Source organism: Roseibium sp. MMSF_3247, assembly GCF_030733765.1.
GTDB lineage: Bacteria > Pseudomonadota > Alphaproteobacteria > Rhizobiales > Stappiaceae > Roseibium.
Genome location: NZ_JASHII010000002.1, coordinates 541,585 through 560,595, shown reverse-complemented (window position 1 = coordinate 560,595; position 19,011 = coordinate 541,585). Strand labels below are relative to the sequence as shown.

The window sequence follows — 19,011 nt, the reverse complement described above, 5'->3', positions numbered from 1 at the left end:
GTAACATGACACAGGATTTTGAAGGCCGGGTCGCCCTGGTGACCGGTGCGTCGCGCGGTATTGGATATCAACTCGCCAAACAACTGGCAGCGCGCGGCGCGCATGTGATTGCGATCGCCCGCACCGTTGGTGGTCTCGAGGACCTCGATGACGAAATCCAGTCTGCAGGCGGCCAGGCAACACTTGTTCCTGTCGACCTCACGGACCATGATGCCTTGGATCGTCTTGGCGCCGCGATCTATGAGCGCTGGAAGAAACTCGATGTCTTCATCGGCAATGCCGGGATGCTGGGTATCCTGTCGCCGCTCGGCCATATCAGCCCGAAAGACTTCGAAAAGGTCATGTCGGTCAACGTAACCGCCAATTGGCGGTTGATCCGGTCTCTGGATCCTCTGCTACGCCAGTCGGACGCCGGCCGCGCTCTGTTCCTGACTTCCGTGCAGGCCAGCACCTGCCCTGCTTTTTGGGGGCTGCAGTCCGTCTCAAAGGCCGGAGTTGAGGCAATGGCCCGTACCTGGGCGAATGAAAGCCTCAAAACCAACATGAAGATCAACCTGGCTGATCCCGGCCCCGTCCGGACCGGACTTCGGGCCAAGGCGATGCCGGGCGAGCCGCCGGAAAACCTGCCGCATCCACGCGAAATCGCGCCCGAGCTGCTTGAGCTCGTGAAAACCGATGTCCATGAGACCGGCAAACTCTACGACCGCGTCAGCCGCGAGTGGGTCAGTTTTTAAGTAGAAAGACGCTCTAAAGTCCGCTTTTCTGGTTCCTTATTTTAACGGAGGACCTCACCCATGCAGCTCGGAGCGTTTTCTATCAGCCTAACTGTCAAAGACCTTGACAAGTCGAAGGCATTTTACGAAGGGCTTGGATTTTCCGACCTAGGCGGGTCCGGGTCCGACGGTTGGGTCATTTTGAAGAATGGCGAGACGGTCATTGGCTTGTTTCAGGACATGTTTGAGAAGAACATCCTGACGTTCAATCCCGGCTGGGACCAAGACGCGAAAAAACTCGACGCGTTCACAGATATCCGATCGCTGCAGAAAACGCTGAAGGACAAGGGCTACAGTTTCGTCCAAGAAGTGGACGAGACAACAACCGGCCCCGGTAGTTTGATGCTGGTCGATCCGGACGGCAATCCGATCCTGATCGACCAGCATGTTTAACGGTCTCGCTAAGTAAACCCTCCTACTCCGCCGCTTGCAGCGGGGCGAAGGAGCTTTCGGCAATGTCGGTCAACTCCGCAAAAACACCCGGTGCACCGGTCACCACACGGGTGCCATGATAAAGGGCATGGGCGACGTCCTGCTCCAGAACCTTTCCGCCCGCTTCCTGGATGAGCAACATGCCAGCCAGGCAATCCCAGGCGTTCATGTGCGACTCGATATAGCCGATTAGGCGTCCAGCTCCAGTATACGCGAGCATCAGGCCGCCAGAGGCATTGCGGAAGAAAACCCCGCCCTTGGACACCAGCGCCCCGACTGCATTGACAGCATCGGTCACGGATGTGCGGCCATTGAAGCCAACGCCGACAGAACCGACGGACACGCTTTCGCTATCCGACACCTTGATCGGCTTGCCGTTCAAAAAGGCACCGCCGCCTGCCAACGCTGAGAATGTCTCCCCGGCGACTGGATCGTGGATCACTCCGAGAAGGGTCTGGCCTTGCTGAACACATGCGATGATGACGCACCATTGCGGTATGCCGGTGACGAAGTTCGCCGTGCCGTCGATCGGATCAATCACCCAGGTGAACCCGCTCTCGCCTTCTTCCATGCCATGTTCTTCGCCCAGGATCCCGTCATCCGGGTACGCTTCAGACAGCGCGTCGCGAATGAGTGTCTCAACGTTCTGGTCCGCTTCGCTTACAAGGTCCTGATGACCCTTTTGCGTGATCGTCAGGGTGTCGAGCTTTCTGAAATAATCCAGCGCGACAAGTCCGGCCTTTTGTGCAAGCGCTTCGGTAAAGGCAAGCCGATCGGATGACATGGAAGATCTCCTTGAAAATCAATTTATCTGAACAAAAGGGTCCCGGTAGACCACCGGGACTTGAGCCAAGGCTGCGCAGCAGCTGCTATTGGATTTTACGCTTTTTCTTCGGCGCATAGGGATTGTCGCCCTTGCGGTAAGACAACCGGATCGGCGTGCCCTGGATATCGAATTTCTCACGTAGGGAATTGATCAGATACCGGGTGTAGCTTTCCGGCAGTTGCTCCGGACGGGAACTGAAAGCCACGAAGTGCGGCGGCCGGGTTTTCGGCTGCGTCATGTAGCGGATGCGAACGCGCCGGCCTGCAACAGCGGGCGGTGGATGCGACGTGGTTGCCCGTTCCAGCCACCGGTTCAGCCCAGCTGTCGACACCCGTGCATTCCAGGCATCATAGGCGGCAAAAACACCTTCAACCAACCGGTCAATGCCCTGCCCCTGAATACCGGACAAGGTCACAATGCGGACGCCGCGGATCTGATTGAAATACCGTTCGTTGGCGTCCCGGATCTTTTTCCAGGCCTCTTCCCGGTCGTCGATCAAATCCCATTTGTTGACGGCAATCACCAAGGCTCGGCCTTCGCGGGCCACAAGATCGATGATCTGCAGATCCTGCTTTTCAAACGACATCGTCGCATCCAGGGTGACAACAACAACCTCGGCAAACTTGATGGCCCGCAGGGCGTCGGCGACGGAGAGCTTTTCCAGCTTTTCCTGAACACGGGCCTTCTTGCGGATCCCTGCCGTGTCGAACAGCTTGATGTGCCGGTCGTGCCAGGTCCAGTCGACGGAGATGGAATCGCGCGTGATACCGGCCTCCGGACCGGTCAACATGCGGTCTTCCCCCAACATCCGGTTGATCAACGTGGACTTTCCGGCATTCGGTCGGCCAACGATGGCAACGCGCAGAGGCCGCTCTTTCGTGCCAACCGGATCTTCATCGTCGACAATCTCACCGTCCTCGTCGACATCGACGTTGGTGACGGCTTCCTCGCGCTTTGCGTCCTCTTCCTCACTCACCCGGTCAACATGCGGTTTCAGAGCATCGTAGAGATCAGCCAAGCCTTCGCCATGCTCGGCAGAGATCGCGATCGGCTCACCAAGGCCAAGCGAGAAGGATTCGTAAAGGCCGCTTTCCCCTGCCCGGCCCTCAGCCTTGTTGGCGAGTAGGATTACGGGACGGGTGGTCTTGCGCGCCACATCCGCAAAGTGCGCATCGAGCGGCGTAACCCCTGCGCGCGCATCAATGACAAACAGCACAGCATCAGCGGTTTCAATCGCTTCTTCGGTCTGCCGGCGCATGCGGCCTTCCAAGGACGCCTTGTCGGCGTCTTCAAGACCCGCAGTGTCTATGATCGTAAAGCGCAGGTCGCCAAGGCGGGCTTCGCCCGGACGGCGGTCACGGGTCACACCCGGTGTGTCATCGACGAGCGCCAAGCGCTTACCGACAAGACGGTTGAACAATGTGGACTTGCCGACATTCGGCCGTCCAACGATGGCGACGGTAGCGCCCACGGCATTCACTCCTAAGAGGCGGATCAACCAAAGGATCCCGCCCTTGAACAAACTCAAAGCACCTCATCCTTGCCCGGCAGGCAACGATAAGGTGCTCAGATACTATAGCTTGACCAGTTTTGAAACGTTGAGGCTCAACTAGAGCCTCAGCGCCCAATGATCAGTTAAACGCGGCAACGCCATCCCGGCCGGTCAAGACAACCACCCGGCCACCGGCGGCAATCGGCGTCACGAAGACATCGGTGTTGGTGCGCTGTGTTGTCATGATATTGCCTGAGGCGGCATCGACCATGGCGATCTGGCCATCACTGGAAAAGGCGACAAGGGCGCCATTGGCCAGGATCGGGCCCGCCCAATTGCGGCGGCGCTTTTTCTTTTCCGGCTTCGGCAGTTGTGTCGCCCACATGGTTTCACCGCTCGAGCGGTCAAGCGCGACCATGCGGTCGTCAAGATCCACCATGAACACCGCGTTTCCGGAGACGACAGGCGTATGAACGCTGCCAAGGTTTTGATCCCATTGACGCTGTCCGGTGCGCACATCAACAGCCACCGTGCGACCGGCAACGCCGGTTGCGACAACCGTGTTGCCGGAGACAACCGGGCTTGCAGAAACATCTGCGAGACCAGACAGAGCCAGTGTCCGGAAACCGCGAGAGACACCATCAATCCAATCCGGCTCACCGGACTTGATATTGATGGCCATGATTTCACCGGACGAGAACGGCACAATCACCCGGTTGCCAGAGATGGCAGGGTTTGCTGCAGACAGAACACCGGCAGTCTCTTCGATCCCGGCAAATGTCCAAGCCACAGAGCCGTCTTCCTTGGAAAACGCATAAACTTCGTTGGACTGGCTCACGACAAAGACGTGACCGCCGCCGGCTGCCGGGGCACCGCGCGCCGGAGTGTCCATTTCAGCGGTCCAGATGACCCGGCCGGAACCCGCTTCAAGGGCCGCCACTTGGCGGTAACCGGTCGCAGCATAAACAACGCCGCCGTCAACAACCACACCGCCGCCTGGACCAACGTCGCGTTCGCCTTCAGGGCGCAGGTTTTGCGTCCACTGGCGGCCACCGGCGGTGGACAGCGCGACGACTTCGCCATTCGGCTTATAGACATAGATGCGGCTGCCGTCGCTTACCGGGCGGGAGGATACCCGCAAGGCTGACGACGTCAGGCCGCGGCCGGAACTGCCCACATTGGCTTGCCAGGCACGGCTGCCGGAAACGGAGACGGCCACGTTGCCCGGATCGTTGGCCGGACCGCCGCCAGCACTCGTCCAGGTCTGACCGCCAGTCGCAGCGCCAATGCTCGCCGCCTTGCCAAGAGCTTGGGCAGCCGGGTCTACACCATCGAAAACAGCCTGCCGTTCGCCCGGCAAGATCTCTTCCTTGCTGAACGGATTGAGCGAGCTGCCAAACTCACTGACTGATCCGCAACCGGCCAGAAAGACCGACAATGCCAGCGTGCCAACCAATGGCCGGACAGATACGTTTTTGAAAAAACAGATCACTGTGCAGTGCCCTCTTCAGCCGGTGTCCCGGTCTGTCCCCGGATCAGTCCGCCCAGGAGTGTCACGCGCTGACGAATGTCTTGAGGCGTCTCGGCATCATCCTCCAATGCCGTAATCCAGGTAAGCGCCGTCTCGGCATCGCCATTTTTCCAGGCGCTCAGAGCAAGCAGTTCACGAGCAGCTGCACGGAAGGCATCCGTATCGCCGGTTAGGCTCTCAATCCGGTCTGCAATCGCATCATATGGTTCGCTATCGACCGCAATGTAGGCCGCGCGGAGAGCTGCCACATTCTGCAGAGCCGGAGCGAGGTTCGAATCCCGTGACAGAGCATCGAACTCTGCGAGGGCGGCGGTTGCGTCACCGGAATTTGCCTTGTCGGTTGCCTGGCGCATCTGTGCGAGCGCCGGATAGCCGCCAATGGAAGATCCAAGTTCGGTGTAAAGCTGCGCCGCTTCCGAGTACTGACCAGCCTCCGACAAGCTGATGGCCTCAAGGAATGTGTCACCCGCTGACTGAGACTGTGTGTCTTGCCAGTAGAGCCAGCCCCGGTAACCACCGGTGCCAACCACGATCAAGACAGCGACCGCGATCACCCAAGACCCGAAACGGTCCCAGAGACGGCGGTACTTCTCATGGCGGATGTCCTCATCGACCTCACGAAAAATATCAGACATACGTGGCTAGTTCCTGAATTTGCTCTGCTGCGCCGGTCCGGAAATCCGGATTGGCTCCCCATCAAGGGGCGCACATTATCCATTTGATCCGGCTCGGGCAATTCCCCGTCCGGGCTTTAAACCGCCCTTCGTGGCGCAAGTGGGGCAACTGCCCGTTTTTCGTTGTTTTTGTCCCGACCCGGGTGCGATTTACACGCTTCCGCGTGCCTTATGCAACCGGCACCCCGATCAAAAGCACATGCAGCTTGAAGGCAAACAGGACATAGAGACCAAGACCGATAAGAATCACGATGATGTCGGAGAACTTGCCGGGCTCTTTTGCCATCACCGCACCGCCGCCAAGGCCGCGCCGCTTCAGTGAGATACGGTCTGCCACCGCCCAGACCAGGAAGCTGCCGAACAATAAAACAGATGCCAGATCGCCATTGGTGAGAAGGTGAGAAAACGCCCACAGTTTCACAGCAACCAGCATCGGGTGTTTCAGGGCCTTTTTGATCCGGCACGGAACATAGGCAGCCACAAGGAAAATGAACACCGGAACCATGAACAGCATGGTGACGTGACGCAACCAGAATGGCGGGTCATAAATGATCGCGGGGCCTTCGGCGCGGGCAGCACCGTAACCGTAAATGATCAGGACAAAGCCGATGGCGGAGACCACAGCAAACAGGCCCTTGTAGCCAAGAACGCCAAACTTCTCTTCCAATGCCGACCGCTTGTCAGCGAACATAGGCAGGCTGTGTATTCCCAAAAACAGAATCAATCCGGCAATAAGCAAAAGCATGCCCGCTCTCCCTCAAGGCATTGGCCACCACGAGGCGCATCAGCGCCTCTTCAAAGCCGGACAATAAGAGCGGCATCAAGGGCCTGCAACCGGAATTGCCATTGTTTTATCGCGAATTTTATCAGCGCAGCAGGGCGTCGGCCTGGTCCGGACTAAGCGGTTCCGGCCGTGTGGGCATTTCACTGATCTTAACGTGCTGACCGGTCGCAGCCGCGGTCTGAATTGCCTCGATAACATCAACAGCATGAAGAGCGCGCTCCATCGAGCAGCGAAAGTCCGTTCCAAGAAGCACTGCATTGACCATGTCCGCCAAGCCCGCAGACCGGTAATTGGCCCGGTCCCGGCCATGGATTTTGAAATTGGACCGGCCGAACGGGTGGTTGTCCTGGTTCAGAACCTCACGTGTTCCGTCCTTTAAAACCCGTATTACGTCACCGCCAAAAAACAAGGGATCCGGCAAAAAGAGCGTTCCCTCGGATCCATAAATTTCCATGGCGGAATGCGCATGGGCCTGGACGTCCCAACTTGCGGAAAACGCAATCAACGGACCGTCCTTGACAGACAATGCAGTGTGGATTGTTGTCGGTGTTTCGACATTGAAAACTTCGCCTTTACGCGGCCCCTGGCCAATCGTCCGGGTTTTGCTGGGCGTGCTGGACATCGCCGCCACTTGCTCGACCGGCCCGAGCAAATTGAGGACACTGGAAATAAAATAAGGGCCGAAATCGGCCATTGGCCCAATGCCGGATTTGTAGAAGATTTCGGGGTCCGGGTGCCAAGCTTCCATTCCATAGTTCATTGCATGAAGCGTGGCACCGGTGACTTCTCCGATCAGACCCTCCGAAACGGCCTTGCGGGCCGTTTGCGGTGCTCCGCCCAAAAACGTATCGGGCGCACAACCCACAAACAGTCCGAGCTTTTCGGCCAGTTGCCGAACTCCGGCACCTTCTGCGGAGGTTCGCGCAAACGGCTTTTCGGAATAAACATGTTTGCCGTTGTTGAGTATCTCCCGGCTCATCATAGCATGCGCATCGGGCGCTGTCAGATTGACGATTACGGAGATATCATCCGCCTGGAGCAGGTTATGAACCGTTTCGGCGCGAATATCGAACTCTTCGGCCCGGATAAGTGCTACTTCCCGATTAAGGTCCGCACAGGCGCGCAACTGCAGGCCCATGAACTTCGGGATGAGTTCAAAATAGATCCTCGAAGTGTTGCCGCACCCCAGGATCCCGATACCCCGCTCTTCCGACATCGCGGGCGTCTCCGGTGCTTTCTTTTGTAGTTTCGTGGTTCAAGTAGACACCGAAGATGCTGCGCCCAGCAAGACAGGCAAAAACAACGAGGGTTTTGCATCTCAAATCCGACTCCCGACCGCAACAATTCTTAGCAACGCCACATGGTCTCCAGTGATCACACCCAATTGGCATAAGGCATGAAATCGAGGTTTCCCTGATCCGTGAACTCTCGGTTGTCGTAGGCAGTTCAAATCCAAAATCGGAGAACACCACATGTCGAACAGCGCTGATGCAGCACCGCGGATTGTTGTCTCACATGATGAAGTGCCGCTCACTGTTTTTCTACTGACAGCCGCAGGGTTTCTCCCATTCGGAGCACTGTCATTTGCCGCAGTGTTTCTCCCCGTAGAGGCCCATCCGTGGATCTTGCCCGCCCAACACGCTTATGCAGCGGTGATCCTGTCTTTTCTGGGCGGGATTTATTGGGGCTGGGAGTTTGCGATGACGTTCGTGCAGTCCCGGCCGGTGTCATCAGCGCGGCTGGTGATTGGCGTCCTGCCGTCTATCGTTGGCTGGCTTGCTCTTTTCGCGAGCGGTGTATGGTCCGCCCTGCTGCTCGTGACCTGTTTTCTGGCATGGCTCGGATATGATCTCTGGCGAACACAGTCACATTCTGCACCGCGCTGGTATCCGAAACTGCGCATTCCGGTCACTGTTGCCGTGGTTGTCTCGCTGATTGCTCCGGTTCTGGCAGGTTAAACTTGTTGAGACGCTGAACACACCTTGCAGAGCCCGCGCAGTTCGATGGTCGTGCGCGACAGTTTAAACTCCTGCTCCTTCGTCCACTTGAGCAAGTCTTCAATCGCGCGATCCGGAGAAAACTCCTGAACGTTGCCGCACGTCTCGCAGATCGCAAACGCTGCGGTCTTGTGATCTGCACAGCCTTTGTGGCGGCAGGCAACAAAGGCGTTCAAGCTTTCAAGGCGATGCACCAGACCGTAGTCGACCAGCTTGTCCAACGCCCGGTAGACCTGAAGCGGTGCGCGAAACCCCTTCTCACGCAAGTCGTCGAGAAGGGCATAGGCTGTCAGCGGGCCGCTGGCGTCAGAAAGTTTACCGAACACCAGTGCCTGGTTTTTTGTCAGATCCGGATGGGCATGCGCCATGTCCTAAATCCCTCCCCGGTTTTCAGCGGTCAGTTTCTGAATCAACCTTCGAACCGGAAAAAGGCTGAGCACAAAAAGAAGCATGGCAGCGACCACAATCGACGGTCCTGACGGGGTATCGTAGTAAAGCGAACCATTGAGCCCTGCAACCACAGCGACCACGCCGGCGAATGCTGCAATGACGGCCATTTGTTCCGGTGACCCTGCCCACCTGCGGGCAGCGGCTGCCGGCAAAATCAGCAGCGCCGTAATCAAGAGCGCGCCGATGATCTTCAACGAAATCGCAATGACAATTGCCGTCAGCAGCATGAAGACCAATTCCGCCCGGTCCGGGCGCAATCCTTCCGCGCCCGCAAGATCGGAACTGACGGTCGCGGCAAACAAATGCCGCCAGATCAGCAGCAGCCCGCCCAGGACAATGGCACCGCCGCCGTAGATCATCGCGATGTCCGTCCGCGTGACCGAAAGTATGTCGCCAAACAAAAGCCCCAGCAGATCCACCCGAACCCAGGTCATGAAAGCCAGGCAGACAAGGCCGATCGCGAGCGCAGAATGGGATAACAAGCCCAACAACGCGTCAGACGGCAGGGTGTCTCCGTGACGAAGTGCCAAAAGGAGCAGTGCGAGCACAATGGATACCGCCCCGACAGATAGCGTGATGTTGACATCCAGCAACAAGGCCAGCGCCACGCCAAGCAGTGCTGCATGGGACAGGGTGTCGCCAAAATAAGCCATGCGCCGCCAGACCACAAAACATCCCAAGGGTCCTGCGACCAAAGCCACGCCAATGCCTGCAATCAACGCCCGCGTGAAGAAATCATCAAGCATCGGCTACACCGCCCGCGACCCGTTTATGAGGGGCTGTTTCGTTCGAAGGCTGCCCCCCGGATATCCCGTGAGCCTCATGCATGTGATCATGCTCTCCAGGGCAATGGTCGCAGACCGTGCCGTCTGAATGGCGGACCCGGCCATCGGGGAGATGAACATGATCATGACGGTGCTCATAGACCGCCAACGCACCACCGGCCCGGGTGCCGAACAACTGCTGGTAATTCTCGTCCCTGCTGACATCGGACGGAGTGCCGCGGCAGCATACATGACCATTCAAGCACACCACTTGATCCGCCGCCGCCATAACCACGTGCAAGTCATGTGAAATCATCAAGATGCCGCACCCGACCGTATTCCGGATCTCTGAAATCAAGCCGTAAATCGCAATCTCGCCGGCATAATCGACGCCTTGTACCGGTTCATCCAAAACAAGGAGATCCGGCGAGCGCGCGCCAACATCACTCTTTGAAGCTCGCCGCCAGACAGCGTGCGCATTTCCTCGCCGACCAACCGGGCCGCACCGGTGCGCTCCAGCGCGGCCATGCATTCAGCATCGGACAAAGGATTGGTGAGCCGCATGAACCTTTTAACATTCAGCGGCAGCGTCCAGTCTATCGACAGTTTCTGTGGAACATACCCAACAGAGAGACCATTGCGCCGAACAGCAGAGCCTTCTGTTGGTTTATGGATCCCCAACGCCAGTTTCGCCGTCGTCGACTTTCCGGAACCGTTCGGACCTATGAGGGTGACGATTTCACCGGGTGAAACGGTCAAATCGACACCGCGCACAAGCCAGCTTCCGCTCTTTTGGATCCCGGCCCGGGTCAACTGCACCAGATTGTCGGCTGCTTCGCTCATTCAACTCGCCTTTTGGGGATTCTTTGCCCCAGAGTGTTATATTATTACGTAAGTACTGTTTCATGTCTCCGGTTGCAAGCTGGTGCTGCGCTGTTAACACTTCCCTGCAAACTATCCGCTTACAAACAAGCATTGAATTTCACATCAGGAATCGGCTCGATGATTTATCCCTGCATTTTGTCTGGTGGTATTGGATCCCGCCTTTGGCCCCTGTCCCGCAAAGACCGCCCAAAGCAGTTTTTGCCGATATTCGGCGGCGAGAGCCTGTTCCAAAAGACCTGCAAGCGAGTCTCGGGCGAAGGATTTTCCAATCCGATCGTAATCGGCGGCGACAGCCATCGCTTCCTGATGGGCGAACAGCTTGCCGAGATCGACACTGCAGCCACAACAATCCTGCTGGAGCCGGTGGGCCGGAACACCGCCCCGCCTGCCCTCATGGCCGCGTTGCTGGCGTATGAAGAGGATCCGAATGCCCTGATCCTGCTTCTTCCGTCAGACCACCTGATCGGCAAGGAAGATGTGTTCATGACGGCAGTTCACCACGCGCGGGACGCTGCTCTGTCGGGCAAAATCGTCACATTCGGCATCACGCCGACAGAGCCCAACACAGGATACGGATATATCAAACTGGAGCCGGGTAGCGACCCGGTTCGCGGTGTGGCAGCTTTTGTTGAAAAGCCGGACCTTGAGCGGGCAAAAGCCTTTCTGGCCGATGGCGCTCATGTCTGGAATGCCGGGATTTTTCTCTATTCGGCGAAGACAATGATTGAGGCCTTCAAGACTTACCAACCAGCTTTGTCAGAGGCGATTACCGCGCTGATGGCCACCCGCCATGGTGATCTGGACTTTACCCGGCTCGATGAGGACGGCTTTGCAGCGCTTGAAAACATCTCAATCGACTATGCAATTATGGAGAAGGCAGACAATGTGGTCTGTGCGCCGATGGCTCCGGATTGGGATGATCTCGGTTCCTGGTCAGCGATCTGGGGTGTGCTTGATAAGGACGGCAGCGGAAACTCGGCGATCGGCGATGCCCGATTCCTCGACTGCAAGGAATGCCTTGCCTATGCCGACCAACGGCTGGTGTCCGTCATCGGCCTGGAAGATGTCATGGTGATTGCGACCACAGACAGTGTGCTGGTTGCCCACAAGGACAAGGCGCAGGATGTCAAGAAAGTGGTCGAACAGCTGGAATTGGAGGGGCGCAGCGAAACCGAGCGGCATCCGCGGACCTACAGGCCATGGGGCTACACAGAGCGGATCAACGCAGGCGACCGGTTTGCCGTTCAGTCCATGATGATCAAACCAGGAAAGCGCCTTAGCCTTCAAAGCCATTTGCATCGCGCCGAGCATTGGGTCGTTGTCTCCGGGACGCTGGAGATCACCATCAATGGTCAGGTGAGCCTTCTGACGGAAAACCAGTCGGCATATGTCCCGCTCGGAGCGCAGCATACTCTGCACAATCCAGGTCGCATTCCTGTCCGAATGATCGAGGTGCAATCCGGAACCTATCTTCAGGAAGACGATATCGTTCGTCATTCCTGAAGAAGCGGCGGTCCCCCACCCAATGGGTGTTAGAGGTCTTTCAGCTTGGCACTGACTTCGCGAAGCGTAAGCTTGTCTGCGGACGGCGGCGCGACTGAATGGCTGCCGAGCCCAGTGATACGTTCCGCCGCATCCTTCAGGTTGTGGTCCACGCGCTCCAGAACCATGCTCGGCATGCGCAGAGCAGCTGTGTAGACAACGATCGCCTCATTCACAGACGCCTCAAAGTTGATACTGGCAACCGCCACATAGACCGTTTCAGCCATCTGAGCGAGTTCTTCGGCATCCTCAACCATTGGCTTTATCATAGTCACAGTCTGATCAGGATTAAGGCCGACCCAAACCGCACCAGCAATAAAAACGAACGTAAAAACAAGGATATGAAAATTTCTCAGGAAATATCCCACCACAACCCCCACGGTAGGTTAACAACTCATTAACACGTGATTGTTGGTAATTGTGGGTGCAACAAAACGCAAGATGGCTGCCTGTTTGCGCGCCGGTATTTTCCCTGTGATGGTTAACGGCCGGGCGGTCCCGAACACAAACAAAGACGCAATTTAGAGGCGAGCTTTCACCTCAATTTGCCGATCGATAAAGTTTTACAGGAAGAATTACCGTAGTTTTACGGAGTGCCCCTTACAACGCGGCAGAAGTTCAAGGAGATACACATGTTCGACAGGAGCGGCGAAATGAGACTTTCGTCACTGGGTTTGCTGCTCATATTGGCAGCATGTGTCATGACGCTGTTTATTCAGCCAAGCCCGCAATATCAGGTTGACCCGCAAACTGTCGGCGCTTTTTTTGGCAGATCGGAATAGCAGTCAACGTGATCCATCCGTAGGTGGGTCAATCGGAGACGGAGCTCTATTTTTCAAGCCTATCGAACCTCACGGCGGTGCGCTTGCGCCGTATCTGCCTTTACCGGGATCGGCTCAAGTCTCGGCTCAAACAACGCCGGCAATTTCGAACCCGGTCCGCCTTTTGTTTGATCAGCCCCAAGGAGCATGATCGCGGAGCCGACAACAACCGACACCAGTGTAATGACCAGTCCAGCGACGAGCATAAGTATCGGCACCAAAGGGCTGTCATCGCCTCTAATCAGAACTGTCAGGTTGCCGATGTTCGAATAAAAAATGCCGCCAACGACCAGCCCGGAAATCCCGACACCTGCCAAACTGTTTACTACCAAGAGCCGGAAAAACGGATCTTTTGGCAAAAACCGTTTTGCGAATGTATCTACTGTCACGGTCATTTCAGAAGCCCTTTGTCTCTCGACACCTTTGTAAAAGCTTAGGGCCCGACCCGATGAGCGCAACCTGTCAAATCCGCGCAGTAATTCTGTGTCGTACAAGTTCCATTAAGGATCCGCTTTCTTTTTCGAGGCGTACACCTTGCGGAATGCCGGTTTGATATATATTAGTTCGATATATCGATCCGGTATATGACAGTTTTGCGAATGCCGCGAGCAAAGCAACTCGCGGATTTGCTGTTGGCGGCATCGACAGATGCTGAAGGAGCCAATCATGAGCGTGCGCGGTTTGTGCCTAGCCATCCTGTCCGGTGGGGACGCCACCGGATACGAAATACGCAAAGAATCGACAGAAGGCCGGTTCAGCTATTTCGACGACGCCAGCTTTGGCTCCATCTACCCTGCCCTTGCGCGCCTGGAAGCGGAAGGCATGGTGACTGTCCGTGAAGAGCCGCAAGCTGGAAAACCATCCCGCAAGGTCTATTCCATAACGCAGGCAGGGCGGGACGAGTTCATTCGGTCCTTGTGCGAACCCCAAGCGCCGGACACCTTCAAGTCCCCCTTCCTCTTGATTGCCTTGAATGCTGCCAAACTTCCGCCGGATGTCCTGCGCCGCGCCCTTGAACGCCGTAAGGCGCAGGTTCACGAAGAGCTCCGCTTGTTAAGCGGAATTGATGATGAGAACGGATGCACACATGCAGGCTCCGATTGGACCCGCGATTACGGGATTGCCTGCATGAATTTCACACTGCGCTACCTCGAAGACCACGGGGAAGCCCTTATTAAGATCGCCGAAGACGCAGCTGCCCCCTCCCAGGCCGCTGCAGAGTAAGCCCGATTTGGAGACCTCCGAAATGCGTATCAAGTTTTCCTACATCCTTGCAGCCGGCCTCGCGGCCGGTATTGGCGCGTGGATGTATAGCGGCACCGTTGTGATCGGTGGCGTGGGCGACGGTGAAAATGCTGCGCCCTCTCCTGCTCAGCGTGTTGCTCAAGCAACTGACAAGCTGTTCAAGGTCCAGGTTGTGGCTCTTACGGCGCAAGAACGCCAAGCCGTTCTGGAAGTGCGTGGCCGGACGGAAGCCGAAGCAAAGGTCGCCGTTCGCTCACACATTACAGATGACGTGGTCGACCGTCCCGCCCAGGAAGGTGCGCGTGTCGCTGCCGGAGACATCCTGTGTGTCCTCGATCGGGGAACCCGGGAATCGCGAATTCTCGAAGCAAAGGCAGCAGTCGCAGAGGCCGAAATGCTGAAAGAAGCCGCCACCCAGCTGAGCAGCAAGGGCTTTACGGCTGAAACGCGCGTGATGACCGTTCAGGCCCAGTATGATGCGGCCAAGGCCCGTCTGGAAGAAGCAGAACGCGAGCTGCGCCGGACCGTAATCCGCTCGCCGATTGACGGCGTGATCGAAAGCCCGATGGCCGAGATTGGTGCCCAACTCGACAAGGGCAGCATTTGCGCAACCGTTGTGAATTCCGATCCGATGATTGCTATCGGTGATGTAAGCGAACTGAACATCGCCCAGATCTCCCTGAACATGCCGGCTGAGGTGGTCCTTGTGACGGGCGAGACTTTGGAAGGGCATGTCCGTTACATTTCACCTTCTGCCAATCCGGACACCCGTACTTTCCGGATCGAAGTTGAAATCCCGAATGAAGATGGTGTTGCCCGTGATGGCGTCACGGCGGTTAGCCGCTTGCCATTGCCGGTTGAGAAGGCACACAAGATCTCGCCTGCCATCCTGACGCTGAACGATACCGGCCAGGTCGGCATTCGCGGCGTTGGCGAAGACAATGTCACCGTGTTCTATCCAGTCACTGTTCTTGGCGGAGAGCAGGACGGGATGTGGGTCGGCGGCCTTCCGGAGACCGTCAATGCAATCGTGGTCGGACAGGAATATGTCTCTGATGGCGTTCTTGTGGATCCGGTGTTTGAAACCGCGGAGATCAGCCAATGATCAACATGCTTGAAGGCGTTCTGCGCCGTCCAAAGACGGTCTTCGTGTTGATGCTTGCGCTGCTGGCCGCAGGGGTCATGACCTATGTGTCGATCCCCAAGGAAGACAGCCCCGACATCGATCTCCCGATCTTCTACATATCGATCACCCAGCAGGGCATTTCTCCGGAAGATGCCGAGCGCCTGCTCGTGCGACCGATGGAAACCGAACTGCGCGGGTTGGATGGCCTCAAGGAAATCACGGCGATTGCCTCTGAAAGCCATGCCGGTATCGTCTTGGAGTTCGACATTTCGTTCGACAAGGACGAGGCCCTTGCCGACGTGCGCGACAAGGTCGATCAGGCCAAGGGCGAGCTGCCTGCTGACGCTGAAGAACCGACAATCACGGAAATGAACTTTGCCCTTGCCCCGACCATGTTCGTGGCACTCTCAGGCAATGTCCCTGAACGCACGCTCTATCAGCATGCCCGGCGTCTGAAGGACCAGATTGAAGCGGTCGACACCGTCCGCTCTGCCGATCTTTCCGGGCACCGGGAAGAGCTCCTGGAAGTCCTGATCGATACCCAGAAGCTGGAATCTTATGCGATCACCCAGCAAGAGCTTTTGAACACACTGACCGCCAACAACCAGCTGGTTCCAGCTGGCTTCATTGACGGTGGCAAAGGGCGCTTCAACGTCAAGGTTCCTGGCCTCATTGAAAATGCATCCGACGTTTACAGTCTGCCGCTGAAACAAAGCGGTGAAGGCGTCGTCACGCTGGCTGACGTTGCAGAGATCCGCAGAACCTTCAAGGATGCAGATTCCTACACCCGCGTGAACGGCAAACCGGCCATTGCGCTGGAAGTCACCAAGCGGATCGGCACGAACATCATCGAGAACAACGCGGCAGTGCGTGCTGTCGTTGAGGAAGCCTCGAAAGACTGGCCGGAGACGATCCAGGTCGACATCCTGCTCGATCAATCCGACAACATCTATGAGGTTCTTGGCTCTCTGCAGTCCTCGATCCTGACCGCGATCTTCCTGGTCATGATCCTGGTTCTTGCAGCGCTCGGCATGCGGTCTGCCCTGCTCGTGGGTCTCGCGATCCCGACATCCTTCATGGTGGGCTTCCTGATCCTTGGCGGCATTGGCTACACGGTCAACACGATGGTCATGTTCGGCCTCGTTCTGACCGTCGGCCTGCTCGTCGATGGTGCCATCGTGATGACGGAGTATGCCGACCGGAAGGTGCATGAGGGCATGGAGGACCGTGAGGCCTATATCCGTGCTGCAAAGCTCATGTTCTGGCCGATTGTCTCGTCCACCGCGACAACCCTGGTGGCTTTCCTGCCTATGCTTTTGTGGCCGGGTGTTGCCGGTGAATTCATGAGCTACCTACCGATCATGGTGATCATCGTTCTGGCGGCCTCATTGGTCACGGCGATGGTATTCCTGCCGGTAACCGGTGGCGTGCTGGCAGATGTCTCGCATTGGCTCGGCCGTCACGCAGCTGCCTTGCTGGCTGTGACAATCGCGGCAGGTGGTGCATTTGCGATCGGAAGCGGTCCGCTGGTGCCGGGTCTTCTGGCAGGTGCCCTTCCTGAGGGCATGATTCCACTGGTCAGCATTTTGGCCGGGTTGGTCACGTTCGTTGGACTTGGGTATGTTTCCTATCGGATCTTGCGTCCGTTCGTGCGCTGGTCTCAGGAACGGGCTGCTGTTCGTGCCGCAAAAGACCGGGCGGAAGCGGAGCTTCTTTCCGGCAAGGCCCACTTCGATGTGAAGAAGGTCAAGGGCTTCACCGGTTTTTACGTCCGCTTCCTGAAGCTGCTTGCCGGGAACCCGATCGGCAACATCGTCACGATCGTCGCAATGATTGCCGTGTGCGGTTACATCATGATGTCCTTCGTCTCCAATCCGACCGGCGTGGAATTCTTCGTTGATGAAGAGCCGGATCAGGCTGTGGTTCTGATCTCCGGCCGAGGCAACATGTCTGCTGCGGAAGCGCTTGAGCAGGTGGCCAAGGTGGAAGCGGAAGTGATGGAGGTCAAAGGTGTGGCCCACATCGTCACCACCGCCTTTACACCGGGAGGCTCTTCGGGTGGCCCGTCTGTTGGCGGTGTCCAGGACAAGCCTGCCGATGTCATGGGCGAGCTACAGCTCGAACTTGCAAACTTCTGCTGCCGGCGTGAAGCCAAGGAGATCTTTGCAGAGATCCGCGAACGCACGTCCACCATTCCGGGCATCAAGGTGGAAACCCGCAAGATCGAGGGTGGCCCGCCGACCGGTAAGGACATCCAGCTTGAGCTGAAGTCGACGGATTACGATACGCTTGTTGAGAACGTTGCCCGAGTCCGCAATCATCTGAATGGCGTCGAAGCGCTGATTGACCAGGAAGACGACCGTCCGCTGCCGGGCATCGAGTGGCAAATCGCCATCGATCGGGAACAGGCTGGCCGTTACCAGGCTCATATCGCTTCGGTCGGCAACATGGTTCAGCTGGTGACCAACGGCGTGTTGATCGGCAAGTACCGTCCGAATGACAGCGAAGACGAGGTCGACATTCGTGTCCGCTTGCCGGAAGACGAGCGCACGATCGACCGGTTTGACCAACTGCGTCTTCAAACCTCGCTCGGACTTGTGCCGCTGGCTAACTTCGTCGATCGCTCTCCGGCCCAGAAGGTTTCGGAAATCGTCCGTCGTGACGGCCTCTACTCAATGATGGTCAAGGCAACCGTCAACCCTGCTTCCGGGTCCACACCGGATGAACAGGTTGGCGAGTTGGAGAAATGGCTGGACGCGCAAACCTGGCCGGACAACGTGTATTTGCAGTTCCGCGGCGCTGATGAGGATCAGAAGGAATCGGGTGAATTCCTGATGAAGGCGATGGTTGGATCGCTCTTCCTGATGTTCCTTATCCTTCTGACGCAATACAACTCGTTCTATCAGACCTTCCTGACCCTCTCGACGGTGGTCCTGTCGGTCTTCGGTGTGCTGCTCGGGATGATGGTGACAGGCCAGAAGTTCTCGATCATCATGACAGGGACAGGAGTCGTGGCGCTTGCCGGGATTGTCGTGAACAACGCGATTGTTCTGATCGATACCTATAACCGGTTTATCGATGATGGGCTTGATCCGCTGGAAGCGATCTTGAAAACCTCTGCGCAGCGGATCCGGCCGATCCTGTTGACAACCATCACCACGATTGCCGGTCTGATCCCGATGGCGACACAGATCAACTTCGACTTCGCCAACCAGGTTACGGCCTATGGCGGCATCACCGCCGTTTGGTGGGTCCAGTTGTCGACAGCGGTGATTTCTGGTCTCGCCTTCTCCACAATCCTGACACTGATCATGATCCCGGTCATGATTGCGTTGCCAAGTGTCTGGGTCGGTTCAGCGCGGTCCATCGCACAGCGGTTCCGGCGCAAGCCTGTTCCGGCTGCTGCACCCACCACTGACGCTGATCAGGATGTGGAGTGGACAGATCCGGAACAGGAGAAGGAACGCCCGGCTGCCAAAGTGGTGTCGATGCCAAAACCTGCGCCGCCGAAGGTTCCGAACCAGGAAGAACTCCCGCACGCGGCTGAGTAGACCTCCAGTAGACGCCGCTCGTGGAAAGGCCGCCGGTTTCCGGCGGCCTTTTCTTTTTTCAGCTTGCCGTCTGACCGCTCACCACCTATATAGTTGCTTAATACAACTATTTTAGATG

Annotated in this window: 17 protein-coding genes and 1 pseudogene; 7 read left to right on the top strand and 11 right to left on the bottom strand. The window is 57.2% G+C overall.

The features are described from left to right. The first annotated feature begins 5 nt into the window (after nucleotides 1–5). Both RBB44_RS08040 and RBB44_RS08035 read left to right on the top strand, forming a co-directional pair. Nucleotides 6–734, top strand: a complete 729-nt coding sequence (locus RBB44_RS08040; RefSeq protein WP_306146878.1) for an SDR family NAD(P)-dependent oxidoreductase — start codon at nucleotides 6–8, stop codon at nucleotides 732–734. 60 nt (nucleotides 735–794) lie between these two features. Further along, nucleotides 795–1,166, top strand: a complete 372-nt coding sequence (locus tag RBB44_RS08035; RefSeq protein ID WP_306146877.1) for a VOC family protein — start codon at nucleotides 795–797, stop codon at nucleotides 1,164–1,166. A 22-nt stretch (nucleotides 1,167–1,188) separates the two neighbouring features. Here the strand turns inward: RBB44_RS08035 and RBB44_RS08030 are convergent, their stop codons facing one another. The 6 genes from RBB44_RS08030 to RBB44_RS08005 all read right to left on the bottom strand — a co-directional run bounded on the left by RBB44_RS08030 (nucleotide 1,189) and on the right by RBB44_RS08005 (nucleotide 7,728). Continuing rightward, nucleotides 1,189–1,989, bottom strand: coding sequence for an inositol monophosphatase family protein (locus RBB44_RS08030; RefSeq protein ID WP_306146876.1), 801 nt, complete (start codon nucleotides 1,987–1,989; stop codon nucleotides 1,189–1,191). A gap of 85 nt (nucleotides 1,990–2,074) precedes the next feature. Then, nucleotides 2,075–3,502, bottom strand: coding sequence for a ribosome biogenesis GTPase Der (gene der, locus RBB44_RS08025; RefSeq protein WP_306146875.1), 1,428 nt, complete (start codon nucleotides 3,500–3,502; stop codon nucleotides 2,075–2,077). A gap of 160 nt (nucleotides 3,503–3,662) precedes the next feature. Then, entirely contained in the window at nucleotides 3,663–5,015 is a 1,353-nt protein-coding gene (locus RBB44_RS08020; RefSeq protein ID WP_209002445.1) for a PQQ-binding-like beta-propeller repeat protein, read from the bottom strand. Next, nucleotides 5,012–5,689 (bottom strand): tetratricopeptide repeat protein, encoded by a 678-nt coding sequence (locus RBB44_RS08015; RefSeq protein WP_306146874.1) that lies wholly within the window; start codon nucleotides 5,687–5,689, stop codon nucleotides 5,012–5,014. The genes RBB44_RS08020 and RBB44_RS08015 overlap by 4 nt, the downstream gene beginning before the upstream one ends. Before the next feature lie 208 nt (nucleotides 5,690–5,897). Next, nucleotides 5,898–6,473 (bottom strand): NnrU family protein, encoded by a 576-nt coding sequence (locus RBB44_RS08010; RefSeq protein WP_306146873.1) that lies wholly within the window; start codon nucleotides 6,471–6,473, stop codon nucleotides 5,898–5,900. A gap of 121 nt (nucleotides 6,474–6,594) precedes the next feature. Next, on the bottom strand, nucleotides 6,595–7,728 hold the full coding sequence (locus RBB44_RS08005) for a Gfo/Idh/MocA family protein (protein WP_306146872.1): 1,134 nt from the start codon (nucleotides 7,726–7,728) through the stop codon (nucleotides 6,595–6,597). 256 nt (nucleotides 7,729–7,984) lie between these two features. Here RBB44_RS08005 and RBB44_RS08000 point away from each other — a divergent pair, with 256 nt between their 5' ends. Then, on the top strand, nucleotides 7,985–8,470 hold the full coding sequence (locus tag RBB44_RS08000; protein WP_306146871.1) for a DUF3429 domain-containing protein: 486 nt from the start codon (nucleotides 7,985–7,987) through the stop codon (nucleotides 8,468–8,470). Here the strand turns inward: RBB44_RS08000 and RBB44_RS07995 are convergent. From RBB44_RS07995 to RBB44_RS07985, 3 genes and pseudogenes are all read right to left on the bottom strand, one after another. Further along, complete coding sequence (locus RBB44_RS07995) at nucleotides 8,467–8,877, bottom strand: Fur family transcriptional regulator (RefSeq protein ID WP_306146869.1); 411 nt, start codon at nucleotides 8,875–8,877, stop codon at nucleotides 8,467–8,469. The two genes, RBB44_RS08000 and RBB44_RS07995, sit on opposite strands and share 4 nt — an antisense overlap. 3 nt (nucleotides 8,878–8,880) lie before the next feature. After that, nucleotides 8,881–9,705, bottom strand: coding sequence for a metal ABC transporter permease (locus RBB44_RS07990; RefSeq protein ID WP_306146867.1), 825 nt, complete (start codon nucleotides 9,703–9,705; stop codon nucleotides 8,881–8,883). Next, nucleotides 9,698–10,566, bottom strand: a pseudogene (locus RBB44_RS07985) (ATP-binding cassette domain-containing protein). Before RBB44_RS07985 ends, RBB44_RS07990 begins: the two are co-directional and overlap by 8 nt. Nucleotides 10,567–10,725: 159 nt before the next feature. Here RBB44_RS07985 and RBB44_RS07980 point away from each other — a divergent pair. After that, a complete protein-coding gene (locus tag RBB44_RS07980) occupies nucleotides 10,726–12,111 on the top strand; it encodes a mannose-1-phosphate guanylyltransferase/mannose-6-phosphate isomerase (protein WP_306146866.1) in 1,386 nt (461 codons plus the stop codon). Between the two features lie 29 nt (nucleotides 12,112–12,140). On the opposite strand, the gene RBB44_RS07975 is transcribed toward RBB44_RS07980, so the two are convergent. Together RBB44_RS07975 and RBB44_RS07970 are read right to left on the bottom strand one after the other, a co-directional pair. After that, nucleotides 12,141–12,407, bottom strand: a complete 267-nt coding sequence (locus tag RBB44_RS07975; RefSeq protein WP_306146864.1) for a hypothetical protein — start codon at nucleotides 12,405–12,407, stop codon at nucleotides 12,141–12,143. Nucleotides 12,408–12,991: 584 nt separating this feature from the next. After that, nucleotides 12,992–13,366 carry a hypothetical protein gene (locus RBB44_RS07970; RefSeq protein ID WP_306146862.1) on the bottom strand — a complete coding sequence of 125 codons (375 nt, stop codon included), beginning with the start codon at nucleotides 13,364–13,366 and terminating at the stop codon, nucleotides 12,992–12,994. Between the two features lie 271 nt (nucleotides 13,367–13,637). Here RBB44_RS07970 and RBB44_RS07965 point away from each other — a divergent pair, with 271 nt between their 5' ends. The 3 genes from RBB44_RS07965 to RBB44_RS07955 are packed head-to-tail and all read left to right on the top strand — an operon-like array spanning nucleotide 13,638 to nucleotide 18,893. Then, nucleotides 13,638–14,195 carry a PadR family transcriptional regulator gene (locus RBB44_RS07965; protein ID WP_166672746.1) on the top strand — a complete coding sequence of 186 codons (558 nt, stop codon included), beginning with the start codon at nucleotides 13,638–13,640 and terminating at the stop codon, nucleotides 14,193–14,195. Between the two features lie 22 nt (nucleotides 14,196–14,217). After that, nucleotides 14,218–15,321: an efflux RND transporter periplasmic adaptor subunit gene (locus RBB44_RS07960; RefSeq protein ID WP_306146861.1), complete on the top strand. Its 1,104-nt coding sequence runs from the start codon at nucleotides 14,218–14,220 to the stop codon at nucleotides 15,319–15,321. Beyond that, entirely contained in the window at nucleotides 15,318–18,893 is a 3,576-nt protein-coding gene (locus RBB44_RS07955) for an efflux RND transporter permease subunit (RefSeq protein ID WP_306146860.1), read from the top strand. The genes RBB44_RS07960 and RBB44_RS07955 overlap by 4 nt, the downstream gene beginning before the upstream one ends. The last annotated feature ends 118 nt before the right edge of the window (nucleotides 18,894–19,011 follow it).

What these genes read in the sequence shown, in the direction of transcription:
- RBB44_RS08005 (WP_306146872.1), bottom strand. Translation starts at nt 7,728, where the DNA reads ATGTCGGAAGAGCGGGGTATCGGGATCCTGGGGTGCGGCAACACTTCG.
- RBB44_RS08040 (WP_306146878.1), top strand. Translation starts at nt 6, where the DNA reads ATGACACAGGATTTTGAAGGCCGGGTCGCCCTGGTGACCGGTGCGTCG.
- RBB44_RS07990 (WP_306146867.1), bottom strand. Translation starts at nt 9,705, where the DNA reads ATGCTTGATGATTTCTTCACGCGGGCGTTGATTGCAGGCATTGGCGTG.
- RBB44_RS07960 (WP_306146861.1), top strand. Translation starts at nt 14,218, where the DNA reads ATGCGTATCAAGTTTTCCTACATCCTTGCAGCCGGCCTCGCGGCCGGT.
- RBB44_RS08000 (WP_306146871.1), top strand. Translation starts at nt 7,985, where the DNA reads ATGTCGAACAGCGCTGATGCAGCACCGCGGATTGTTGTCTCACATGAT.
- RBB44_RS07995 (WP_306146869.1), bottom strand. Translation starts at nt 8,877, where the DNA reads ATGGCGCATGCCCATCCGGATCTGACAAAAAACCAGGCACTGGTGTTC.
- RBB44_RS07970 (WP_306146862.1), bottom strand. Translation starts at nt 13,366, where the DNA reads ATGACCGTGACAGTAGATACATTCGCAAAACGGTTTTTGCCAAAAGAT.
- RBB44_RS07965 (WP_166672746.1), top strand. Translation starts at nt 13,638, where the DNA reads ATGAGCGTGCGCGGTTTGTGCCTAGCCATCCTGTCCGGTGGGGACGCC.
- RBB44_RS08010 (WP_306146873.1), bottom strand. Translation starts at nt 6,473, where the DNA reads ATGCTTTTGCTTATTGCCGGATTGATTCTGTTTTTGGGAATACACAGC.
- RBB44_RS08030 (WP_306146876.1), bottom strand. Translation starts at nt 1,989, where the DNA reads ATGTCATCCGATCGGCTTGCCTTTACCGAAGCGCTTGCACAAAAGGCC.
- RBB44_RS07975 (WP_306146864.1), bottom strand. Translation starts at nt 12,407, where the DNA reads ATGGTTGAGGATGCCGAAGAACTCGCTCAGATGGCTGAAACGGTCTAT.
- RBB44_RS08015 (WP_306146874.1), bottom strand. Translation starts at nt 5,689, where the DNA reads ATGTCTGATATTTTTCGTGAGGTCGATGAGGACATCCGCCATGAGAAG.
- RBB44_RS07980 (WP_306146866.1), top strand. Translation starts at nt 10,726, where the DNA reads ATGATTTATCCCTGCATTTTGTCTGGTGGTATTGGATCCCGCCTTTGG.
- RBB44_RS08035 (WP_306146877.1), top strand. Translation starts at nt 795, where the DNA reads ATGCAGCTCGGAGCGTTTTCTATCAGCCTAACTGTCAAAGACCTTGAC.
- RBB44_RS07955 (WP_306146860.1), top strand. Translation starts at nt 15,318, where the DNA reads ATGATCAACATGCTTGAAGGCGTTCTGCGCCGTCCAAAGACGGTCTTC.